This is a genomic window from Larkinella insperata (assembly GCF_026248825.1).
In the GTDB taxonomy this organism is placed as follows: Bacteria; Bacteroidota; Bacteroidia; order Cytophagales; family Spirosomataceae; genus Larkinella; species Larkinella insperata.
On the sequence record NZ_CP110973.1, the window covers coordinates 635,591 to 653,452 of the forward strand.

At 53.1% G+C, this 17,862-nt stretch carries 18 protein-coding genes; 4 read left to right on the forward strand and 14 right to left on the reverse strand.

Annotation, left to right across the window (positions count from 1 at the left end):
- Nucleotides 1-73: 73 nt before the first annotated feature.
- The 6 genes from porG to OQ371_RS02455 form a co-directional block, all read right to left on the reverse strand.
- Nucleotides 74-775: a type IX secretion system protein PorG gene (porG, locus tag OQ371_RS02430; RefSeq protein WP_265992148.1), complete on the reverse strand. Its 702-nt coding sequence runs from the start codon at nucleotides 773-775 to the stop codon at nucleotides 74-76.
- Between the two features lie 41 nt (nucleotides 776-816).
- Nucleotides 817-1,806 carry a DUF6089 family protein gene (locus tag OQ371_RS02435; RefSeq protein WP_265992150.1) on the reverse strand — a complete coding sequence of 330 codons (990 nt, stop codon included), beginning with the start codon at nucleotides 1,804-1,806 and terminating at the stop codon, nucleotides 817-819.
- Between the two features lie 197 nt (nucleotides 1,807-2,003).
- Nucleotides 2,004-2,888 carry an NAD kinase gene (locus OQ371_RS02440; RefSeq protein WP_265992151.1) on the reverse strand — a complete coding sequence of 295 codons (885 nt, stop codon included), beginning with the start codon at nucleotides 2,886-2,888 and terminating at the stop codon, nucleotides 2,004-2,006.
- 83 nt (nucleotides 2,889-2,971) lie between these two features.
- On the reverse strand, nucleotides 2,972-3,640 hold the full coding sequence (locus OQ371_RS02445) for a CBS domain-containing protein (RefSeq protein WP_265992153.1): 669 nt from the start codon (nucleotides 3,638-3,640) through the stop codon (nucleotides 2,972-2,974).
- A 154-nt stretch (nucleotides 3,641-3,794) separates the two neighbouring features.
- Nucleotides 3,795-4,592 (reverse strand): alpha/beta fold hydrolase, encoded by a 798-nt coding sequence (locus OQ371_RS02450; RefSeq protein ID WP_265992155.1) that lies wholly within the window; start codon nucleotides 4,590-4,592, stop codon nucleotides 3,795-3,797.
- A 52-nt stretch (nucleotides 4,593-4,644) separates the two neighbouring features.
- Nucleotides 4,645-5,220: an anthranilate synthase component II gene (locus OQ371_RS02455; protein ID WP_265992156.1), complete on the reverse strand. Its 576-nt coding sequence runs from the start codon at nucleotides 5,218-5,220 to the stop codon at nucleotides 4,645-4,647.
- An 81-nt stretch (nucleotides 5,221-5,301) separates the two neighbouring features.
- On the opposite strand from OQ371_RS02455, the gene OQ371_RS02460 reads away from it, so the two are divergent.
- The 4 genes from OQ371_RS02460 to OQ371_RS02475 all read left to right on the forward strand — a co-directional run bounded on the left by OQ371_RS02460 (nucleotide 5,302) and on the right by OQ371_RS02475 (nucleotide 9,350).
- Nucleotides 5,302-6,591 (forward strand): NAD(P)/FAD-dependent oxidoreductase, encoded by a 1,290-nt coding sequence (locus OQ371_RS02460; protein WP_265992157.1) that lies wholly within the window; start codon nucleotides 5,302-5,304, stop codon nucleotides 6,589-6,591.
- Between the two features lie 86 nt (nucleotides 6,592-6,677).
- On the forward strand, nucleotides 6,678-7,475 hold the full coding sequence (locus tag OQ371_RS02465) for a hypothetical protein (RefSeq protein WP_265992159.1): 798 nt from the start codon (nucleotides 6,678-6,680) through the stop codon (nucleotides 7,473-7,475).
- A gap of 152 nt (nucleotides 7,476-7,627) precedes the next feature.
- A complete protein-coding gene (locus OQ371_RS02470; protein ID WP_265992161.1) occupies nucleotides 7,628-8,566 on the forward strand; it encodes an esterase-like activity of phytase family protein in 939 nt (312 codons plus the stop codon).
- Nucleotides 8,567-8,804: 238 nt separating this feature from the next.
- Entirely contained in the window at nucleotides 8,805-9,350 is a 546-nt protein-coding gene (locus OQ371_RS02475) for a C40 family peptidase (RefSeq protein WP_265992163.1), read from the forward strand.
- On the opposite strand, the gene argB is transcribed toward OQ371_RS02475, so the two are convergent.
- The 8 genes from argB to clpX all read right to left on the reverse strand — a co-directional run bounded on the left by argB (nucleotide 9,347) and on the right by clpX (nucleotide 17,602).
- A complete protein-coding gene (gene argB / locus OQ371_RS02480; RefSeq protein WP_265992164.1) occupies nucleotides 9,347-10,147 on the reverse strand; it encodes an acetylglutamate kinase in 801 nt (266 codons plus the stop codon). The genes OQ371_RS02475 and argB overlap by 4 nt on opposite strands.
- Nucleotides 10,144-11,091: an N-acetylornithine carbamoyltransferase gene (locus tag OQ371_RS02485; RefSeq protein ID WP_265992166.1), complete on the reverse strand. Its 948-nt coding sequence runs from the start codon at nucleotides 11,089-11,091 to the stop codon at nucleotides 10,144-10,146. Before OQ371_RS02485 ends, argB begins: the two co-directional genes overlap by 4 nt.
- 27 nt (nucleotides 11,092-11,118) lie before the next feature.
- A complete protein-coding gene (locus OQ371_RS02490) occupies nucleotides 11,119-12,246 on the reverse strand; it encodes an aspartate aminotransferase family protein (protein WP_265992168.1) in 1,128 nt (375 codons plus the stop codon).
- A 147-nt stretch (nucleotides 12,247-12,393) separates the two neighbouring features.
- Nucleotides 12,394-13,563 (reverse strand): hypothetical protein, encoded by a 1,170-nt coding sequence (locus tag OQ371_RS02495; RefSeq protein ID WP_265992169.1) that lies wholly within the window; start codon nucleotides 13,561-13,563, stop codon nucleotides 12,394-12,396.
- Nucleotides 13,564-13,854: 291 nt separating this feature from the next.
- Nucleotides 13,855-14,583 carry an alpha/beta fold hydrolase gene (locus OQ371_RS02500; RefSeq protein ID WP_265992170.1) on the reverse strand — a complete coding sequence of 243 codons (729 nt, stop codon included), beginning with the start codon at nucleotides 14,581-14,583 and terminating at the stop codon, nucleotides 13,855-13,857.
- A gap of 151 nt (nucleotides 14,584-14,734) precedes the next feature.
- Nucleotides 14,735-15,382 carry a hypothetical protein gene (locus OQ371_RS02505; RefSeq protein ID WP_265992172.1) on the reverse strand — a complete coding sequence of 216 codons (648 nt, stop codon included), beginning with the start codon at nucleotides 15,380-15,382 and terminating at the stop codon, nucleotides 14,735-14,737.
- A 226-nt stretch (nucleotides 15,383-15,608) separates the two neighbouring features.
- A complete protein-coding gene (locus OQ371_RS02510; RefSeq protein WP_265992174.1) occupies nucleotides 15,609-16,232 on the reverse strand; it encodes a hypothetical protein in 624 nt (207 codons plus the stop codon).
- 134 nt (nucleotides 16,233-16,366) lie between these two features.
- Nucleotides 16,367-17,602 carry an ATP-dependent Clp protease ATP-binding subunit ClpX gene (clpX, locus tag OQ371_RS02515; protein WP_265992176.1) on the reverse strand — a complete coding sequence of 412 codons (1,236 nt, stop codon included), beginning with the start codon at nucleotides 17,600-17,602 and terminating at the stop codon, nucleotides 16,367-16,369.
- Between the last annotated feature and the right edge of the window lie 260 nt (nucleotides 17,603-17,862).

A 17,862-nucleotide genomic window follows, 5' to 3' on the forward strand; every position in this document is an offset into this window, starting at 1 on the left:
TGATTTCACCTTGATTGGCTGTATTCTATCTTATTTCAAGATCGAAAAATAAGAAAAAAGTCGTAAACAACGGTTATTCAGGACACGTAATGCGGTAGAATCGGTAGGTCAGGCTGAGGCCCACGTAGGTGTACGTATCTTTGGAGTTGGGATTGCCGTTCCGCAGTTTGTCCGATCCGCCGAATGTATTGGGTCCGAAATTATCCAGGTAATCCGAGCCCGAAAAACGGGTTCCGTATTCCAGTCCCAGACTCCAGGGCCGCTTAAACTCGTACTTAATACCAACGCCGAGCGGAAAATTGAAGAGTGATTTACGCTGGTAACCCGGACTTTGGGGATTGGGCTGGAAAGTAAACAAGCCAAGCCCGCCGAAGACGTACGGGGTCCAATTCTTTACTTTGCGCAGATCTTTGTAGTTCAGGAAGTTGTACTCCATCAGCACATTCAGCTCCCGGATATTGGTTTTGAACGCCAGGTTGCGAGCCTGCTGAAACGGGTCATTGAACCGTCGGTCGCTACCCGCAATCTGGCCCAGCCCGAGGTTCAGCCGCACTGTAAACGGCTGGCTGACGTTGTAGCGCACCAGCAGGTTACCCGCCGGGCGGACGTTGCCCGGAATCAGGCTGGGTGCCAGATCGCCTTTGTAGATCATACCGCCTAACCCCGCGCCCACCTCCCAGGTAGACTGCGCCCGGGCTACCGGCCCCAGCAGGAGCAGGCAGCCAACCAATAGCCCAATAGCCCGGCCTGCCGCCTTCATGGATGCGGCTCCCATCGGATCGTTACGTAAAAAATAGGATATTGACACTGAACTATTTATCGGATTGGAGGGCATTTAATGCGTGGTGTCAAAATGTAATGGAGCTGAAAGTTAATCAGCATGTACCCATCTTTCAGACGCCCGTCGGCGCCCCGCGCGGTATAATTCTGGTCGGTCGCAATGACGGCAAACGGATCGTTGGTTCCCAGATGATTCTGCAACTCGGTCAGCCGGTCCCCTCCTTTTCGGGCGGCTGTTGGTTCAAACCGCCGGTCGGCCATAACCCGCGAAAGATCGTCCTTCAGGATCGTCGGATCCGGAAATGGTCCGCCCACATCATCCAGGTAGTCGGTTGTGGTCATCCGGAATCCAATTTCTCCGCCCAGATCAAAGCGCTCGTTTAGTTTGTAGCGAACCCCAAAGCCAAACGGAATGGCCAGCGTGACGAGCGAATACGGCTTCACCCCGTTCTGGCCCTGCCCTTCGGTTCCGAGCGGTTGCAGCTTCACCCAGCGCTGTTCGGTATCATCCGGGGTTGTGCTGAACCCAACCGGCGTCCGGGCTTCCGGGCTGTGCGCCACGGCAGCCAGTCCTAAAAAGACGTAAGGCGTTAGTTTGGAGCGGAAATTTGAATTACGGCCGTCCGGTACAAACTGATATATACCGGTGAGTCCGAATTCTTTCAAGTCATTGCGGAAGTGCAGGTTACGTACGTACTGCGCAATTCCCGAAGCCATATCCTTGCGGTTGTACGTGTAGTCGTCGCCCGCAATCCGCGCCCAGGTAAAGGAAGCCCGGGCCGACAGCCGGGGCGTAAAGTGACGCGTGTACATGGCCGCAGCACTCCAGCGCATCATCAGAAACGTGGATTTGATGGGCTTGCGGTAACCGGAAATCTCGCCGTAGTAGCTGGACGTTCCCAGCCCCAAACCTACTTCCGAATACGGGACAAACTGACTCCGGCGGCCCTGCGCCTGTGCATTAACCGGCTGCAATGTTGCACACGCCGACGCAATCAAACTGACAATCAGTAAGTTATTCTTCATATTTCTTTGCATACTACCGCACCTGCGATCCGGCGCTTCTGATTCATTGGGTTGAAAACCGGCAACGCTGCCCAATCTTCTCCTCTGAAACGCCCACTTTTAGTATTTTATTGGATCAGTGGGTAAAACTGTTCGGGAATTAGGGTTAAAATTAGGTACTGACACTGCTTTATCCGCCCGGCCGATCACGACCCGACTCAATTCCGAATATCCCAGCCCCAACTTAACTTGTTTCGCAGGGTATTGAGAAAGCTGTCATCGCTCATTTTGACCAGTCGGGCCGCGAATTTTTCTTTCCGAACGGCCAGACGGGTGCCCGTATTAACGGTCCGGAACCGCGAATCAACCGAAACCAGAAAGGTGTTGCTCCGGCTTTCGACTTCAAACGACAACTGAGAGGAATCCGGCACCACCATTGGACGGACGTTTAGGTTGTGCGGACTGATGGGGGTCACGATGAAATTGCTGTTGTGGGGCAACAACAACGGCCCTCCGCAACTCAGCGAATACCCGGTAGAACCGGTCGCGGTTGAGATGATCAGCCCGTCGGCCCAGTAGGAATTCAGGAAATCGCCGTTCAGGTAGGTATGCACCGTAATCATCGACGACGTTTCGGTTTTGGTAATGGTAACGTCATTGAGTCCAAACGGAACCCCGTCGAACAAGTCCTCGTCCGATTGCAGCGTCACCAGCGTCCGTTCGTCAATCCGGTAATCCCCAATTGTCAGGGCTTGCAGGAGTTTCGGCAGTGACTCGGGGTTTTCGGGGGAGATGGTGGTCAGAAAACCAAGCCGACCGATGTTGATGCCTACGATGGGAATGCTGCCCGGTCCGGCGTGGGTGAGCACTTCAAGCAAGGTGCCGTCGCCCCCCAGGCTGAACGCGAAATCGGCGTCAAAAATATCGAGATGTGACGTGTAGGTCTGCGTCGTATGGTGAGCAACACCGGCAAGATCGAGGGCGGAACGGTAGACTTCTGATAACTGTATTTCAATTTGCCGCCGGGCCAGCTCATCAAACATGGATTGAATGAAGGGCGTAGCCAGATCGACAACATTACGTCCGTGAATTGCAATTTTCATAAAGAGCGTCCGTCAGTCCGATTGCAAAGATGGCTGAAAAGTCCAATATTTTGCTAGGAACTGCCGACTGATTGACTGCAGATTTACGAATCCAGATACCGGAGCAGCATTTCGAGCCGCCCCTGATCGATGGTTTCAATGGGAGTATTGGCAAAAGCCGCTTCGATGGTGTAGCCAAAGCGTTCGAGCGTAGCCACAACGGTGGTGATGTCTTTGCGGTTGAGTTTGAGCGTCAGCCGTGACTTGTCGGGCATACCGTAGGCGGCTCCGGCGAAATAGCTGCTGATGATCCGGACGTTATTCGACTCGACGAGCCGACTGATTTCGGCCATGGAATAATCACGCTCGTTGATGGACAGGATCAAAATGGCCCCGGCTTCCTGAATGCCGAGCAACTGGGCAAACTGTTTGAGCAGTTCGTTGGCTGATACCGTCCCCATGAATTCCTGCTCTTCGTTGACCACCGCAATAACTTGGAGTCGGTGTTCCGCAATCAGGCTGAGCAATTCGTAGAGGTGCTGGTTTTCGTGCACCGACAGATGTTCGAAAAGCCGCATCACATCGCTCAGCGGGTGCGTGTCGTCGGGCACATCCATCAGCAGGTCTTCATTGACCAAACCTTTGTATTGCCCCTGATCAACGATTACTAACTGCCCAACGCGGTGTTCCTGCATCCAGTCGAGGGCCTGCCCAACGGTGTCCGTCGGCTTCAGGGCCGGTATCATCGGGTCTATTAATTCAGAGGCCAGCATCGGTGTCGGAAGTTTACTGTCTGATTACTGTTTACTTTACCTAAACACACTAACGAAGCGAACCTGCTGAGCAGTATAGGCAACTACAGTATAGCTGAAAACTAAGAAAATTCCCTTAGAGTTTCAAAAACTTTCCGGAAAATTCTTTAAGATGTCAGGCAACGGTCAGATCACTCCGGCGACTGATTTCGGTCAGCGGCTGCTTCTCCAGCCACTCAATCAGCAGACGATTGAACCGATCCGGGTGCTCCATCATGGGAGCATGACAGCATTTATCAATAAAGTGCAATTCCGAGTTTGGAATCAGCCGGTTAAATTCGTGCGCAACTTCCGGCGGGGTGATGGTATCGTTCAGCCCCCAGATCAACAGGGTTGGAATCGTAATGTTGTGAAGCTCCTTGGCTACGTTGTTCCGCTGAGCGGATTTGGCAATGGCCACGATGCGCAGGCACTTGGGAATGCTGTTGGTAATTTCGAACACCTCGTCGATCAGTTCTTTCGTGGCAACTTTCGGATCGTAGAACGTGTAGGCTACACGCTCGGCGATGTAATCGTAGCTACCGCGTTTCGGGTATGACCCCCCCATCGAGTTTTCAAATAACCCCGAACTGCCCGTCAGCACGAGCCGTTTTACCATATCGGGGTGCTTCAGGGTGTACAATAAACCGACATGCCCCCCCAGCGAATTGCCCAGCAGCGTCAGATCCGTCAGCTTTTTAAAATCCAGAAAACTTTCAATAAATCGTACTAATCCTTCTAATCCGGCTTCGCGGATGGGCATCTCATAAATGGGCATCACGGGAATAACAACCCGGTACCGGTCGGCAAATGCGTTGATCACCCCATCCCAGTTGCTCAGAGCACCAAATAATCCATGAAGCAACAGCAACACATCGCCTTGTCCTTCGTCAATGTAGCGGAAGTTGCCTTCTTTCCGAACACGATAGTTCATAGCGGTCTTTGTTTTGTCGTAGAAAAATTGGAAAAATACAATAAAAAAGGCATCATCTGGTCGTATTCACAAAGGTAATCCAATTTTTTAATATTTCGAAGCCGTATTGAGTCAATACCGCTTCCGGATGAAACTGAATACCCCAGATTGGCAAATTACGGTGTCGAATCACCATATTTTCGCACTCAACTGTAGCAGCCAGTTCGACCAGATCAGCGGGCAGTTTCTCCAGCACCAGCGAATGATAGCGGGTTACCGTAAATTCCGCGGGCAGATCGCGTAGTAAAGCATCTTCCGATAACTTCCTAACCACCGATAATTTTCCATGCATTGGTTTTGCCGCATTTATCAGACGTGCTCCGAAAAATTCCCCCAGCGCCTGATGCCCTAAACAAACCCCCAGGACAGGCAGTTGCTCATGGTAATGCTCAATGACTTCCATCATACAACCAGCTTGCCGGGGGGTTCCGGGGCCGGGCGACAGCACCACGCCGTCGTACGATTCAGTTCTAATTTCGCTGAGCGAAGCCGTATTGCGTATTACCCGACACGTCGCTCCCGCTTGCTTGAGGTAATCCACCAGCATGTAGGTGAATGAATCGACATTATCCAGAACCAGTAAATTCATATTGGTAACAAACAAAAAGCGCAAAAATAACCATCCTATTGGGTAACCCGTATTTTTGTAACAACTAGAACTGACATTCTGATGCAATCCAGACCTTCTGTAGTCATTGTGGGAGCCGGCATGGCCGGATTAACCTGCGCCGTTTACCTCCGCCAGGCGGGTATTGAAGCCCAGTTGCTGGAAGCTTCGGACCGCGTTGGCGGACGGGTCTGCACGGACGTTGTCGACGGTTTTCGACTCGACCGGGGTTTTCAAATCTTGCTGACGGCTTATCCCGAAGCCCGACGGTTGCTGGATTACGACGCACTGAAGCTGCAATGCTTCCGGCCCGGGGCGCTGATTCACAGCACCATCGATCAGGCTTCCGCCCGGTGGGTTTCGCTGATTAACCCGCTGCGCGAACCTTCAGGACTCTTTCAGACCCTGGCGTCCGACGCAGCCACATTCAGCGACAAGATCCGGATTGTTGAACTGATTCGGAAGGTGGGTGGTTTTTCGACCGACGAGTTTTTTCAACAACAAGCTACGGATACCGAAACGTTTCTCGAAGAATTCGGCTTTTCGGAACAGGTTATCAACGGTTTCTTCCGTCCGTTCTTCGGGGGGATTTTTCTCGAAGATGCCCTGACGACCTCCAGTAATTTTTTCCAGTTCTGTTTCAAAAATTTTTACTCCAGCGATGCCGCTGTTCCGGCCGCCGGGATGGAAGCTATTCCGCGCCAGCTGGCCGCCCGGCTGAGTCCGGCGCAAATCCGGCTGAACACGCCGGTGCGGCAAATTCAGGATTCGATTTTGTATTTGGAAAACGGCGAAACCATCCAGGCCGATCTGGTGGTGCTGGCCGTCGATGCAACTGCCGCTGACCGTCTGCTGGGCGCTACTCCTCCGGTGCGCTCGTTTAACCACACCACGAACACGTACTTCGCAGCACCCAAGCCGCCTAAACCCGATTATTCCAATGCCGAAAAATTACTGATTCTCAACACCAACCGTCAATCGGCCATTCACAATCTCGCCATCTTGAGTGATGTTGCTCCCTCCTACGCGCCCGATGGGCAGTCGCTGATCTCGGTCAGCACACAGGGGCTGGAGGTTGTGAACGAAAAAGCCCTAGCCGACCGGATTCGGAAAGAACTGGCGGGCTGGTTTGGCCCGGAGGTTGAGCACTGGCGCTGGCTGAAGACGTACCACCTTCCGGAAGCCCTGCCGAGCTACCTGCCGGATGCCACGCACGCCCCGTTGAAACGGAGCGAACGGCTTTTTCAGTGCGGTGACCAGACGGCCTATCCTTCGCTCAATGCGGCCATGCAAACCGGTCGGAAGGTGGCCGAACTGATCAGTCAGCACGCAGAAAACGCCGGATCGTTCTAAACGATTCGTTCCACGTCGATGGTTTTCCAGGATACCGCTCGCTGCCCTCGGAAAACCATCTATCAACTACCGTAACTTTATCACGAATGCGTTGGGTTGTTCGCGTCCTGTTGTTTTTACTGATTCTACCCCTGGCGTATTTTGCGGCTTTTCCGCAGATTTTTCGTTGTCAGCTGATCGAGTACGGTTCTGACTTTCAGAAGTTTGCCAGGGGCGTCTGGGTTGATAAAACGACCCCGGAACACCAGCGTGTTTTTCTGCTTTTTGAAATCCATCAGGCCCGCAAACGGCTGGCAAGTCTGTGGACCAGCCCCCCGCAGAGCCAGGCCACGGTTATTTTCTGCCAGACCCCCGAACAGTATCAACAGTACTGCCAGGACAGTGAAGGTGCCGGATGCAGCCTCGGCACACCCTGGGGCGAATCGTGGATCATCATCAACCCCTACGGCCGAAATCCGGACGTGCTGGCCCACGAAATGTGTCACGACGAGCTGTATACCCGCCTGGGCTGGCTGACTACCCAGCGACAGATTCCGCAGTGGTTTAACGAAGGGCTGGCTATGATGATCGACCAGCGGTTTACCACCGCTACGGACAGCCTGCACCGCTACGAAGAATTTCGGGATCACTGGCAGCTGCAATCCCACGGGCAACAGATCGTGCTGGAGCTGGAAGAACTCAAATCGCTAGAAGGCTTCTTTTCGGGCGGCACCAATCGGGTCATGCTGGCTTACATGACCGCCGGTCAGGAAGTAGCGCGCTGGCTTTCCATTGTCGGACGAAGTGGCTTGCGCAGACTGGTCGACGCAATCCAGGCGGGCGAGGATTTTGAAGTAGCTTATCAGCGGCTGGAACGGGAAGCCCAACCCCGCAACGCAAAGTAAATACCGTTACTGACAGTGCATCCCGCAAATAGCCCAGCTCAGCCGGTTCCACGATTTAATTCGGCCAAAGAATTGTAACTTGAAACGCCAAGCGACTCATACCCGTCGTTTGTCAACCATCACCAGTACCATACGCGCCGAATTCTCCTTACATGAAATACCTGCTGAGCCTTCTTTTTTGTTGCCTGCTTTCCGTTGCCGCCCATTGCCAAACCGTGTCCTTTTCGTTCAACGATTACCTTACCTTTCCGCACAGCCGCAATCTGCACGGTATTTCAGGCATGGAATTTATCCCGGCCCGCCAGGAGTGGCAACTGGCCGCCGACCGCGGCAACTACTACGTTTTCCGAAATCTTCACCAGATTACAGACTGGGTCTGCGCACCCGATTCGGTTTTTCAAACGGGTCTTTATGTTGAATCGGTCCGGTATGACGCCCCAACGGACACCTATTTTTTCTCCGTCGAAACCGATGACGAATCGTATGTAGGCTTCAAAAAACACGCCATGCCGGGGTTGGGAGAAACGTTCGGGCGCATTCCCTTACCGCATCCGCTACCGGTGGACCGTAACAAGGGAATTGAAGCGCTGGCACTAACGCCGAACTACCTCTGGGTCGCTCCCGAAGCCGGATCGGTTGAGGAAGCCCGGATCGACAATCCGCTAATTCATTTTTACCGTTACAAGAAAACGGGAGACTCGGTGGTGTTCGATGCCGAATTTAGCTATGAAATCGACCGAAACGTGTGCCCGACGGACAGCAACGAAAAGCTGGGTGGTATTTCAGAAATGATTGCCCTGCCAGGTGACGAATCCCGGCTGCTGGTCTTGGAACGGTGTTACGAGCCAACCACCAGATCCGTCACGGCGAAATTGTACGAAGCGCAAATTGACGAAGCCCGCAAAAAGCTGATTAAGCTAAAAGACAAACCCGCCTTTGATTTTAACAGCCGCAGCGGCTTCCGGCCCGATAACCTGGAAGCGATGACATGGGGGGAGGATAATGACGGTCACAAAACGCTGTTTATCCTGTCCGACGACAACATCAGCAAAAACCAGTGGACGCAGCTAATCATCCTCGAAATGAAATAAAACAGAAGAGGCAGTACGCTAAAAAAACCGCATAAACTCCTCCTTCACTTATAAAACCGTAACCGGTCTTTGAACAACTTAGTAGTCAACCTTTTATAAACACTGTTAACTGCAAGTTTTTCTCGCTAGCAGAATATTTACTTATTGTTACCGAGTTGACAAAAACAGTAAAATGTTTGGATTTGTTAGTGAACGGCCATAGGTTTAAGTATCGAAACTTGACTTGACCTACTAATTTATGATTAGAAAAGTGCTCCTGACAGCGCTTTGCGCTGTCTCGTTTGGCATTGCTCAAGCCCACCGCCCGCTAAAGAACCTTGTTAAAAAGTCCTCGGCCCTTCCATCCGTTGTTGCCGATTCAGCCGCTTCCGACTCCGCTTTTTACGAGCGCATTCCGCTGGTTCAGGACCTTCTCAGCTACGCCCGAAAGCACCTTTCTTCGCGATACCGCTCCGGCGGATCTTCTCCCCGAGGTTTCGATTGTTCCGGTTTCACCCGGTTTTGTTTCCGTAAATTCGGAATTTCCCTACCGCATTCCAGTGCCGCCCAGGGCCGGGTCGGCGTTAAAATTGGGCAGAATATCGCCAAACCCGGTGATCTCATCTTCTTCAAAGGCCAAAGCTCCCGCAGCAAACGCATCGGTCACGTGGGTATGATCGTGGAAGTGGCCGGCGACCGCATCAAATTTATTCATTCGGCCTGGAACGGCGGGGTTCGCTACGACTGGCTGCACGCCCGGTACTACCAACGGCGGTTTATCGGCATCCGGCGCGTCATCAGTTAAGCTTTTTCCTCCGTCAAACGCAGCACGGTTCCTACCCCGCTTCCGCTGATCGCTTCGGCGACCTGATCGGCGTGGCAGATAATCACGCGCTTAACGCCTTTTTCGAGGGCTTTGAAGGCATTGTCCAGCTTCGGAATCATGCCTTTGTTGATAACGCCCCGGCTTTTGTAGTCAACGTACTTTTCGGGGGTCAGCTCGTTAATGACGCTATCGTCGTTCGTGGGGTCCGATAAAACGCCTTTTTTCTCGAAGCAGTACACCAGCGTCACCTCGTTCCGAACGGCCGTATCAACCGCCATTGCCGACGCCATCGTATCGGCGTTGGTATTCAGCAGACTTCCGGAGCGCTCGAAGGTGAGCGGAGCAAAAACCGGCACCAGATTCTGGCGGATAAAATACTGGATCTGGCCGGAGTTTACTTCTTCAATATCGCCCACAAAACCGTAGTCGATTTCGCCCACGGCCCGCTTTTTCGACCGAACGGTATTGGCATCCGCCCCGGTCAGGCCGATGGCATCAACGCCGATGGCCTGCAATTGAGCCACAATCTGTTTGTTCACCAACCCCCCGTAGACCATCGTCACCACGTCGAGCATGGGTTGGTCGGTAATCCGGCGCCCCTCCACCATCGTGGTTGCAATGCCCAATTTTTCGGCCACCTGCGTGGCAATTTTCCCGCCCCCGTGAATCAGAATTTTGTGGCCCTGAATCCCGCGAAACGAGGTCAGAAACCGTTTCAGCGCATCGGGATTGTCGATGACGTTGCCGCCTATTTTAATAATAACGAGACTGCTCATAACCCTTGCAAAACGCCTTTTAATACGGCCTGCGCCGACCATTCGCGGTTAGCCGCCTGCTCAATCACTATCGACTGCGGGCTGTCGAGCACCTCGTCGGTCACTTTCATGTTGCGCCGGACCGGCAGGCAGTGCATAAATTTCCCGTTGTCGGTCAGCCGCATTTTGTCCATTGTTACCATCCACGACGGATCCTGAGTCAGCACCTGCCCGTACTGCTGGTAAGACGACCAGTTTTTGCCGTAGATAAAATCAGCGCCTTCGAAGGCTTCGTTCTGGTTGTGAATGATGCGCGCATTACCGGCAAATTCCGGCGCCAGTTCGTAGCCTTCCGGGTGCGTAATCACAAAATCAACGTCCATGTGATTCATCCACTCCGAAAACGAATTGGCAACGGCCTGCGGCAACGGCTTAAAGTGCGGTAGCCAGGTCAGCACCACCTTGGGGCGCTTTTTGACCTTAAATTCCTCGATAGTGATGCAGTCGGCCAGTGATTGCAGCGGGTGCCGCGTGGCCGATTCGAGGTTGACGATGGGTACCCCGGCGTACTTTTGGAATTGGCTCATCACCACTTCGCTGTAATCCTGCTCACGGTCCTTCAGACCGGCAAACGCCCGAACGGCAATGATGTCGCAGTATTTGCCCACCACGGCGGCAGCTTCCTTGACGTGTTCGGCTTTGTCGCCGTTCATCACCACGCCTTCCTCCATTTCCAGGCCCCAGCTATCCTGCCCCACGTTCATCGTGATGACGTTCATGCCCAAGTTTTGAGCCGCTTTCTGCGTGCTCATGCGCGTGCGCAGGCTGGAGTTGAAGAAAATCAGGCCAATGGTTTTATGGTGACCCAGCGCCTGGTCGGCAAAGGGATTTTGTTTAGCATTCAGTCCCTCCTGAATGAGGGCGTTCAAATCGGGTACGTCGTTGTACGTTACGAAATTGGTCATTCCGGTAGCAAAGTCGGGTTAAAGCGGTTACGAAATTACGCGCACTTCTTTGCTCAGTGCTTCCAGAAATACATCGACTTCTTCCCGGCCCAGCGCCAGCGAAGGCAGCAAACGAATGGTATTTTTACCGGCCACACCCGTAAATATATGGTGCTCAAACAGCAGCGAATTCCGCAGCGTTTCCACAGGAAAGTCGTATTCGATACCAATCATCAGGCCGCGTCCGCGCAGGTCTTTGTAACCGCCGATCTGGCGAATCCCGTTCATGACATATTCCCCCATCTGGGCCGCGTTTTCAATCAGGTTCTCGTCCTTCATGATGTCCAGAACCGCGATACCCGCCGTACAGGCCAGGTGATTTCCGCCGAACGTTGTTCCCAGCAGCCCGTAGCTGGCGTTAAATTTGGGCGAGATCAGCACGCCCCCGATCGGAAAACCGTTGCCCATGCCCTTCGCTGTCGTAATCAGATCCGGCGTAATACCGCTGAACTGGTGGGAGAAAAACTTGCCCGAACGACCGTAACCGCACTGCACCCCGTCCAGAATCAGAATAGCACCGGTTTCGTCGCACTTCCGGCGCAGGGCCTGTAAAAACTCATCGGTCGCAACCTGAATACCACCCACGCCCTGAATCCCTTCGATAATGACGGCGCAGGTTTGATCGGTAATACCGGCCAGAGCGGCTTCAACGTCGTTAAACGGCAGAAAGGTAACGTGTTCGTTGTAGTTAACGGGGGCAACAATCGCCGGGTTGTCCGTCGCGGCAACGGCTCCGGCCGTGCGCCCGTGGAACGACTTTTTAAAGGCCACTACGTTTTTGCGGCCCGTGTGGAACGAAGCCAGCTTCAGCGCATTTTCGTTGGCTTCGGCCCCGGAATTGCACAAAAACAGGGCGTAATCCGGATACCCCGATAGTTCACCCAGCTTTTCCGATAATTCTTCCTGCTGCCGAATCCGGACCGAATTGGAGTAAAACGAAATCCGGTTCAATTGCTCCGTCAACGCCCTGACATACCGTGGGTGCGTATGGCCTACGGAAATAACCGCGTGCCCACCGTATAAATCGAGATAACGGTCACCTTTGGTGTCCCACAAATAGCTGCCCTGCGCCCGAACGGGTTCGATGTCGTAGAGCGGATAGACGTTGAAAAGCATTTTGAAACGGGATTAAGCGAAAAACTAATTTCTGGCTGCTTGATTTTCAGCCTGCAATTTTACGCATTCTGACGGGAATATTCGCGAAAAATGTAAAAAGCAGGCGTGAGCACCTGCTTTTGATAACCGTGAATTGCGAGCAGACGTTCAAAGACGGCCTTCGGGTCGTTTGCCCTGCCTTAGAACGGCTACCTGCTCGGGCGAAAAAGGAGCGTCGAAAAGCGCGGTGGTTTCGTGATAACACCGGAACAGATCGGCAATGAAATGAATCCGGTCGGCCAGATCGGCCCAGTCTGAGGCCCCGCTGTCCAGCAGGCTGTCGGCGGTGGGGTCAATCTGCAGCAGCAATTCCTGCAGGTCCGGGTTGGTAATTACGCGAAGCGACACCGGAAAGCTGGCTTTCAAGTCCTGACCTAACCGCAAGCGTACGTCGGCTGGCAACGTCATGGTCATTAGCTGCTCGGTCACCATCAGCCGGACCTGCTGGTGCACCAGGGCAATTAGGTTGTCAATCGCCCGTTCCAGGGGAGAAAGCTGCCCGAGCAGGTCCAGAAAAAATAAACGTCCCCGCGCCATCCAGCTATCGGCCGGAAAAACCAGCTCGATCAGCCTTTTTTTCAACGCTGCGGCATCAAGGGGCATCATGGTGAGCGATTCGACAATTTCAGGCTGCAGGCGGTTTTGTTCGTGGTAACCAATCTCCAGATTGGCCAGAAGCCGTAGTTCAGCCTGTTGTTTCGGATCATTTAAGAACCAGGATTGATAATAGGCCGTAAAAGCCTGACGCAGATAATACTGGCCATCGGGTGGGTCACCGGGCCTGAGTTCCCGTAAAAACTGGTCGAGATGATCGGCGTTGTAGGCGGTATCCGGCGCGCAGAGGGCCAGAAAGCGGGCAAATTCGCGCCCAATTTCCATAAAGACTTTCCGGTTGCCCCGGCTCACGGCGTCGCTGGACCGATTCAGAGCGGCCACCACCACACTGTCCCAGATGACGTGGCGTATCTGATCGGAGTGTTGCCTGGCCCCGAGTTGCTTGACCAGACCGACGAGTTTCTGGATGGCCTTACTGGCTTCCGGCTGAATCCGTAACCGGGTTTCCAGTTCCCGCGTCAAATCCTCCCGGCGGATGGTTTGTCCGGCCTGCTTGGATGCCCAGGTCGCGAACGTACACCAGTTCGCTCCAGCCCCCGCGCGTTCGCTGAAAGCCGACGAAAGCTCATAGTAACAATACGTAATCTGTAAATTCCGAACGACGGGGTCTGTCAAAGCCGTAATCTGCTCGACATCGGCAACCGTCGGTATGCGTCTGTTCAAAATCTTCGTAAGGTTGTTTACTGGTTCTACCATGATCTCTGCCTAGAAAATCATGCTCCAAACTACAGCAAACTACCCAGAACCAGGGGGGTGATTTATTGACCGGCGACTGACTGTCAGCCCCTTCGCGAATTTGCAAACAGTGGGGCTAAACGTTACCGGAAATACTTCGGTGTTTATGTGCAGGATTTTGGCTTTCGAGCGAACGAAACCGTCATGAAATCCAACAAAAAGCGGTCCTGGTTTATCCAGAACCGCTTCCAGCAGTGTATTTTCTTCAGAGCCTAACCGTTATAGAGTCCCCACGAACTCCCGAATGGCCTGGATTACCTCATCCGGACTTTCGATCATGCCCAGATGACCGGCTTTTTCCAATACGACGGTTCTGGCCTGCGGAGCGGCTTCAAACAACTCCTGACTTTTAGCAAACGGTATGATCTGATCTTCCTGCCCCGCAATCAGCAGCACCGGAAAGGAGGCCTCTTTCAGAACGTGGGTGCGATCCTGACGCGACGCCATTGCCTTAACACCCGCAATGAGCGCTTCCGCGGGCAGGGCCGAAAATACCTCGACCTGTTTTTTGACGCCTTCCGACTGGCTCTGGGTGTAACTTTCCCCGAACATTTTGGGCACGGTTTGTTCAATAAAGGCACCAGCCCCGTTTTGCTCCATTGTTTCTATGGCTTTCTGACGGCTCTGCTTTTTGGCTTCGTCGTCCGCGAAAGCCGTCGAGTTGATCAGCACCAGCCCCTTCACCATTTCCGGATGCTGCTCGGCAAACGCCAGAGCAATATAACCGCCCATCGAGTGGCCGATCAGCACGCTCGACTGAATCTGCGACGTTTGCAGCTGGCTGAATACCTCCTCCGCGTAAGCATCGATGCTCTCGTGGCCGGTGTGCGCGGAGAAATCAGGTTTAACAATGCTGAAGTCGGCGGACAGGTTGTCATAAACGCCATCCCAGATGGAAGCATTCACACCATGACCATGAATCAGGACAATAACGGGTTTATCGCTCATAGCTCAATTGCGTTGAAAAGGTCTTTCTAGTATAACCAGCAAGTCTGAAAACAGTTTGGCGTAGTCACCGAGCCGGAGCCGATAACTACGCCAACGTTTTTAACGGAACGAACGGTTACTCTTGGAGTAATCATTCACATTTTGGGGTTCGTTATGCCTGCGCGAGCACATCGACCAGGATCAGTACCAAGCCGGCGATCAGCATCAGCACACCGATCAGCGACAGCACACCACCCAGCAGCGACAGGATCAAACCGATAACGGCCACAATGATACCGGCACGAAGCGTGCGGCTCATGGCTTTGGTATCATCCGGTGCCAGCGAGTTTTTGATCTTTTTGTCGAGCTTTTTCATCATCATCCGCTCCGCCAGGTTCATTTTCTTGGTGGTTTTCAGAGCAGATGCAGCCGACTGATCAGCGGGCGCACTGGCGGCTTTGGCACTGGCTTCGGCCAGCATGTTCTGCACGCGGGCCATCCGTTTTTCCAGCTTCTTGTTGCCAGCCAGTTTGTTATCATTACGAGCCACTGCTTCCTGTAACTTCTGTTCAACGTTTTTCAGCGCTGCAGCTGTAGTCAGAGGAGTAGCTTCCTGGACGGGCGTCAGGGCCGGCGTCTCGGCAGTAACCGCAGCTACTTGTTCGGCTGGCGTTGAAACGGTTTGAGGAGCCGCAACTTCCTGACGGCTGCCGAACCGCTCAACCGGCATTTTCTGATACGTTGCATAAGGACGGCTACAAGCACTGAGTAGAGCTGAAGAGAGCAGTGCATACACTGCCAATTTGGAAAGTGTTCTCATGTAATTAAAATGTAGATTAGATAAACTGATACTGTATTCGTTGTAACTGGGGGCAAAAAAGCAGAATGATTGTTAACCCTGCAATGTTTGACCCTTTTTTTTACCGAAAAGTCGATCAACGGTTTGAAAATTTTATTTACCGCATCCGAATCTCCGGTCTGGAGGTTGAAAGTGGCCTAAAACCGGCCCAATTCGTTGGAGCCAGGCCGGTTCAAGAACAAATTCATCAGACAATTAGGCCGACCAGCAGCAGGAGCAGACCGACGACGAGCAATGTGGTCCCGATGGCATCGGAAGTAGTCGCCAATACCAGGATCAAACCGATCAGGGCGACCAGCGCACCAATGGTTACGACCACATTGACGGCTTTGGGGGCGTTGGGGTTGTGCGGGGCTAACGCTCTCTTGATTTTTTTGTCGACGTTTTTCAACATCAGCCGCTCGGCCAGATTTTTCTTCTTGGCCACTGTAGTGTTTGCCGCAGCCTGCGCATCCTGCCGGGTTTCCGCTCCCAGCATTGATTTAATACGCGCCATCCGTTTCTGAAGTTTGTTGGCCGCTACCTTGTTGTCGGTGCTGGCAACAACCTGATCAATCGCCTGTTGGGCTTTTTCGAATTCAGCGGCTGGAGAAGTGGCAACGGCGGCCTGGGCGAGCGAAGGTTCAGGAGTTAGCTCCTGTTTTACATCAGCCGTAACGGTTTCAGCGGGTAAAGCGGGGGTAACGTTGGCTTTACTGCGGCTGAAATGCTCGACCGGCATTTTTTGGTACGTAGCGTAGGGACGACTACACGCGCTGAGTAGGACCGTGGCGACCAACGCGTAGAACACGTTTCGGGAAGAAGTTTTCATACGGTATGTGCTTGAGTTTTGATGAAGCATGAAGGTTGCTTCGTATCCAAAACTGCGCAAAGCCGTATTTGTTCGGTTTCGTAAAAAAATCTGAATAAGCTGAACCAGCAGCGCACTGGTTCAGCTTACTGAAATCAGGCAGCCGACCGGAGTATGTGCAGGGAAGATTTACCAAATTTCTCCCGGGCATAATCGGCGGTAATCGTTAATTCTTTAACGCCATCCGCCGACGGTAGCTCATACATGGCATCGGTGATAATGGACTCGCAGATGGAACGCAGCCCCCGGGCACCCAGGTTGTAAACCATTGCCTGGTCTACTACGTAATCCAGGGCCGAGTCGTCCCAGTTTAATTGAATGTCTTCCATCTGGAACAACTTGGCGTACTGCTTCGTAATGGCGTTTTTCGGCTCCGTTAAAATCCGACGCAGGGCTTCGGCGCTCAGCGGCTCGAGGTACGTCAGCACCGGCAAACGGCCAATCAACTCCGGAATCAGGCCGAATGATTTCAGGTCCTGGGCCGAAACGTGGCGCATCAGGTTAGCGCGCTCCAGCGAATGGTGCAGACGGCGGTCGCCCGAGAAACCGATGGGGCGGGCGTTGATGCGCTTGCCGATGTGCCGGTCGATGCCGTCGAACGCTCCTCCGCAGATGAACAGAATGTTTTCGGTATTGAGGGCAATCATCCGCTGGTCGGGGTGTTTGCGGCCGCCCTGCGGTGGCACGTTCACAATGGAGCCTTCGAGCAGCTTCAGCATGGCCTGTTGGACGCCCTCTCCGCTCACGTCCCGCGTGATGGACGGGTTGTCGGACTTCCGGGCAATTTTGTCGATTTCGTCGATGTAAACGATACCGCGCTCGGCGTTTTCGACGTTGTAGTCGGCCGCTTGCAGCAGACGCGTCAGAATGGTTTCAACGTCCTCGCCCACGTAACCGGCTTCGGTAATTACCGTGGCGTCGGCGATGCAGAACGGAACCTGCAAAATTTTAGCGATGGTGCGCGCCAGATAGGTTTTACCGGTTCCGGTGTCCCCTACCATAATGATGTTCGATTTTTCAATCTGAATTTCGTCATCCGAAGGCGGTTGCATCAGGCGTTTATAGTGATTATAAACGGCAACGGTCATGACCTTTTTGGCTTCGTCCTGACCAATGATGTACTGGTCGAGGTAACGCTTCATCTCCATCGGTTTGATGAGGTTGAAGTTGGGCCGGTCTTCCGGATTGGAGCGTTTGGGTCGGGTTTCTTCCAGCACAACCTGATGCCCCTGCTCAATGCAGAAATTACAAATATGGGCATCGATGCCCGATAGCAGGAGTGTCACCTCGTTTTTCCGTCGTCCGCAGAACGAACAGCTCACTTGTGGCATATTAATAATTCTAAACGGTATTGGTGGTAGCGTATTGGCCTTAACGTTGGATTTCAGCGGCCGGGTTCCGGCCCGACCGATAAAAGTACCCGACCATTCGGGGAACAAGGTCGTACTAAGACAAATATACTAGAAATTTTCGTGCCCTATTTTGTGCCTCCCCTACCAAATTCAATCATTCATCCAAAATCAGCCCTTATTTCATCTGGATCAGCATAATTCCCAAAAAAATAAAAAGGCAACCGTTCTGGGCGGTTGCC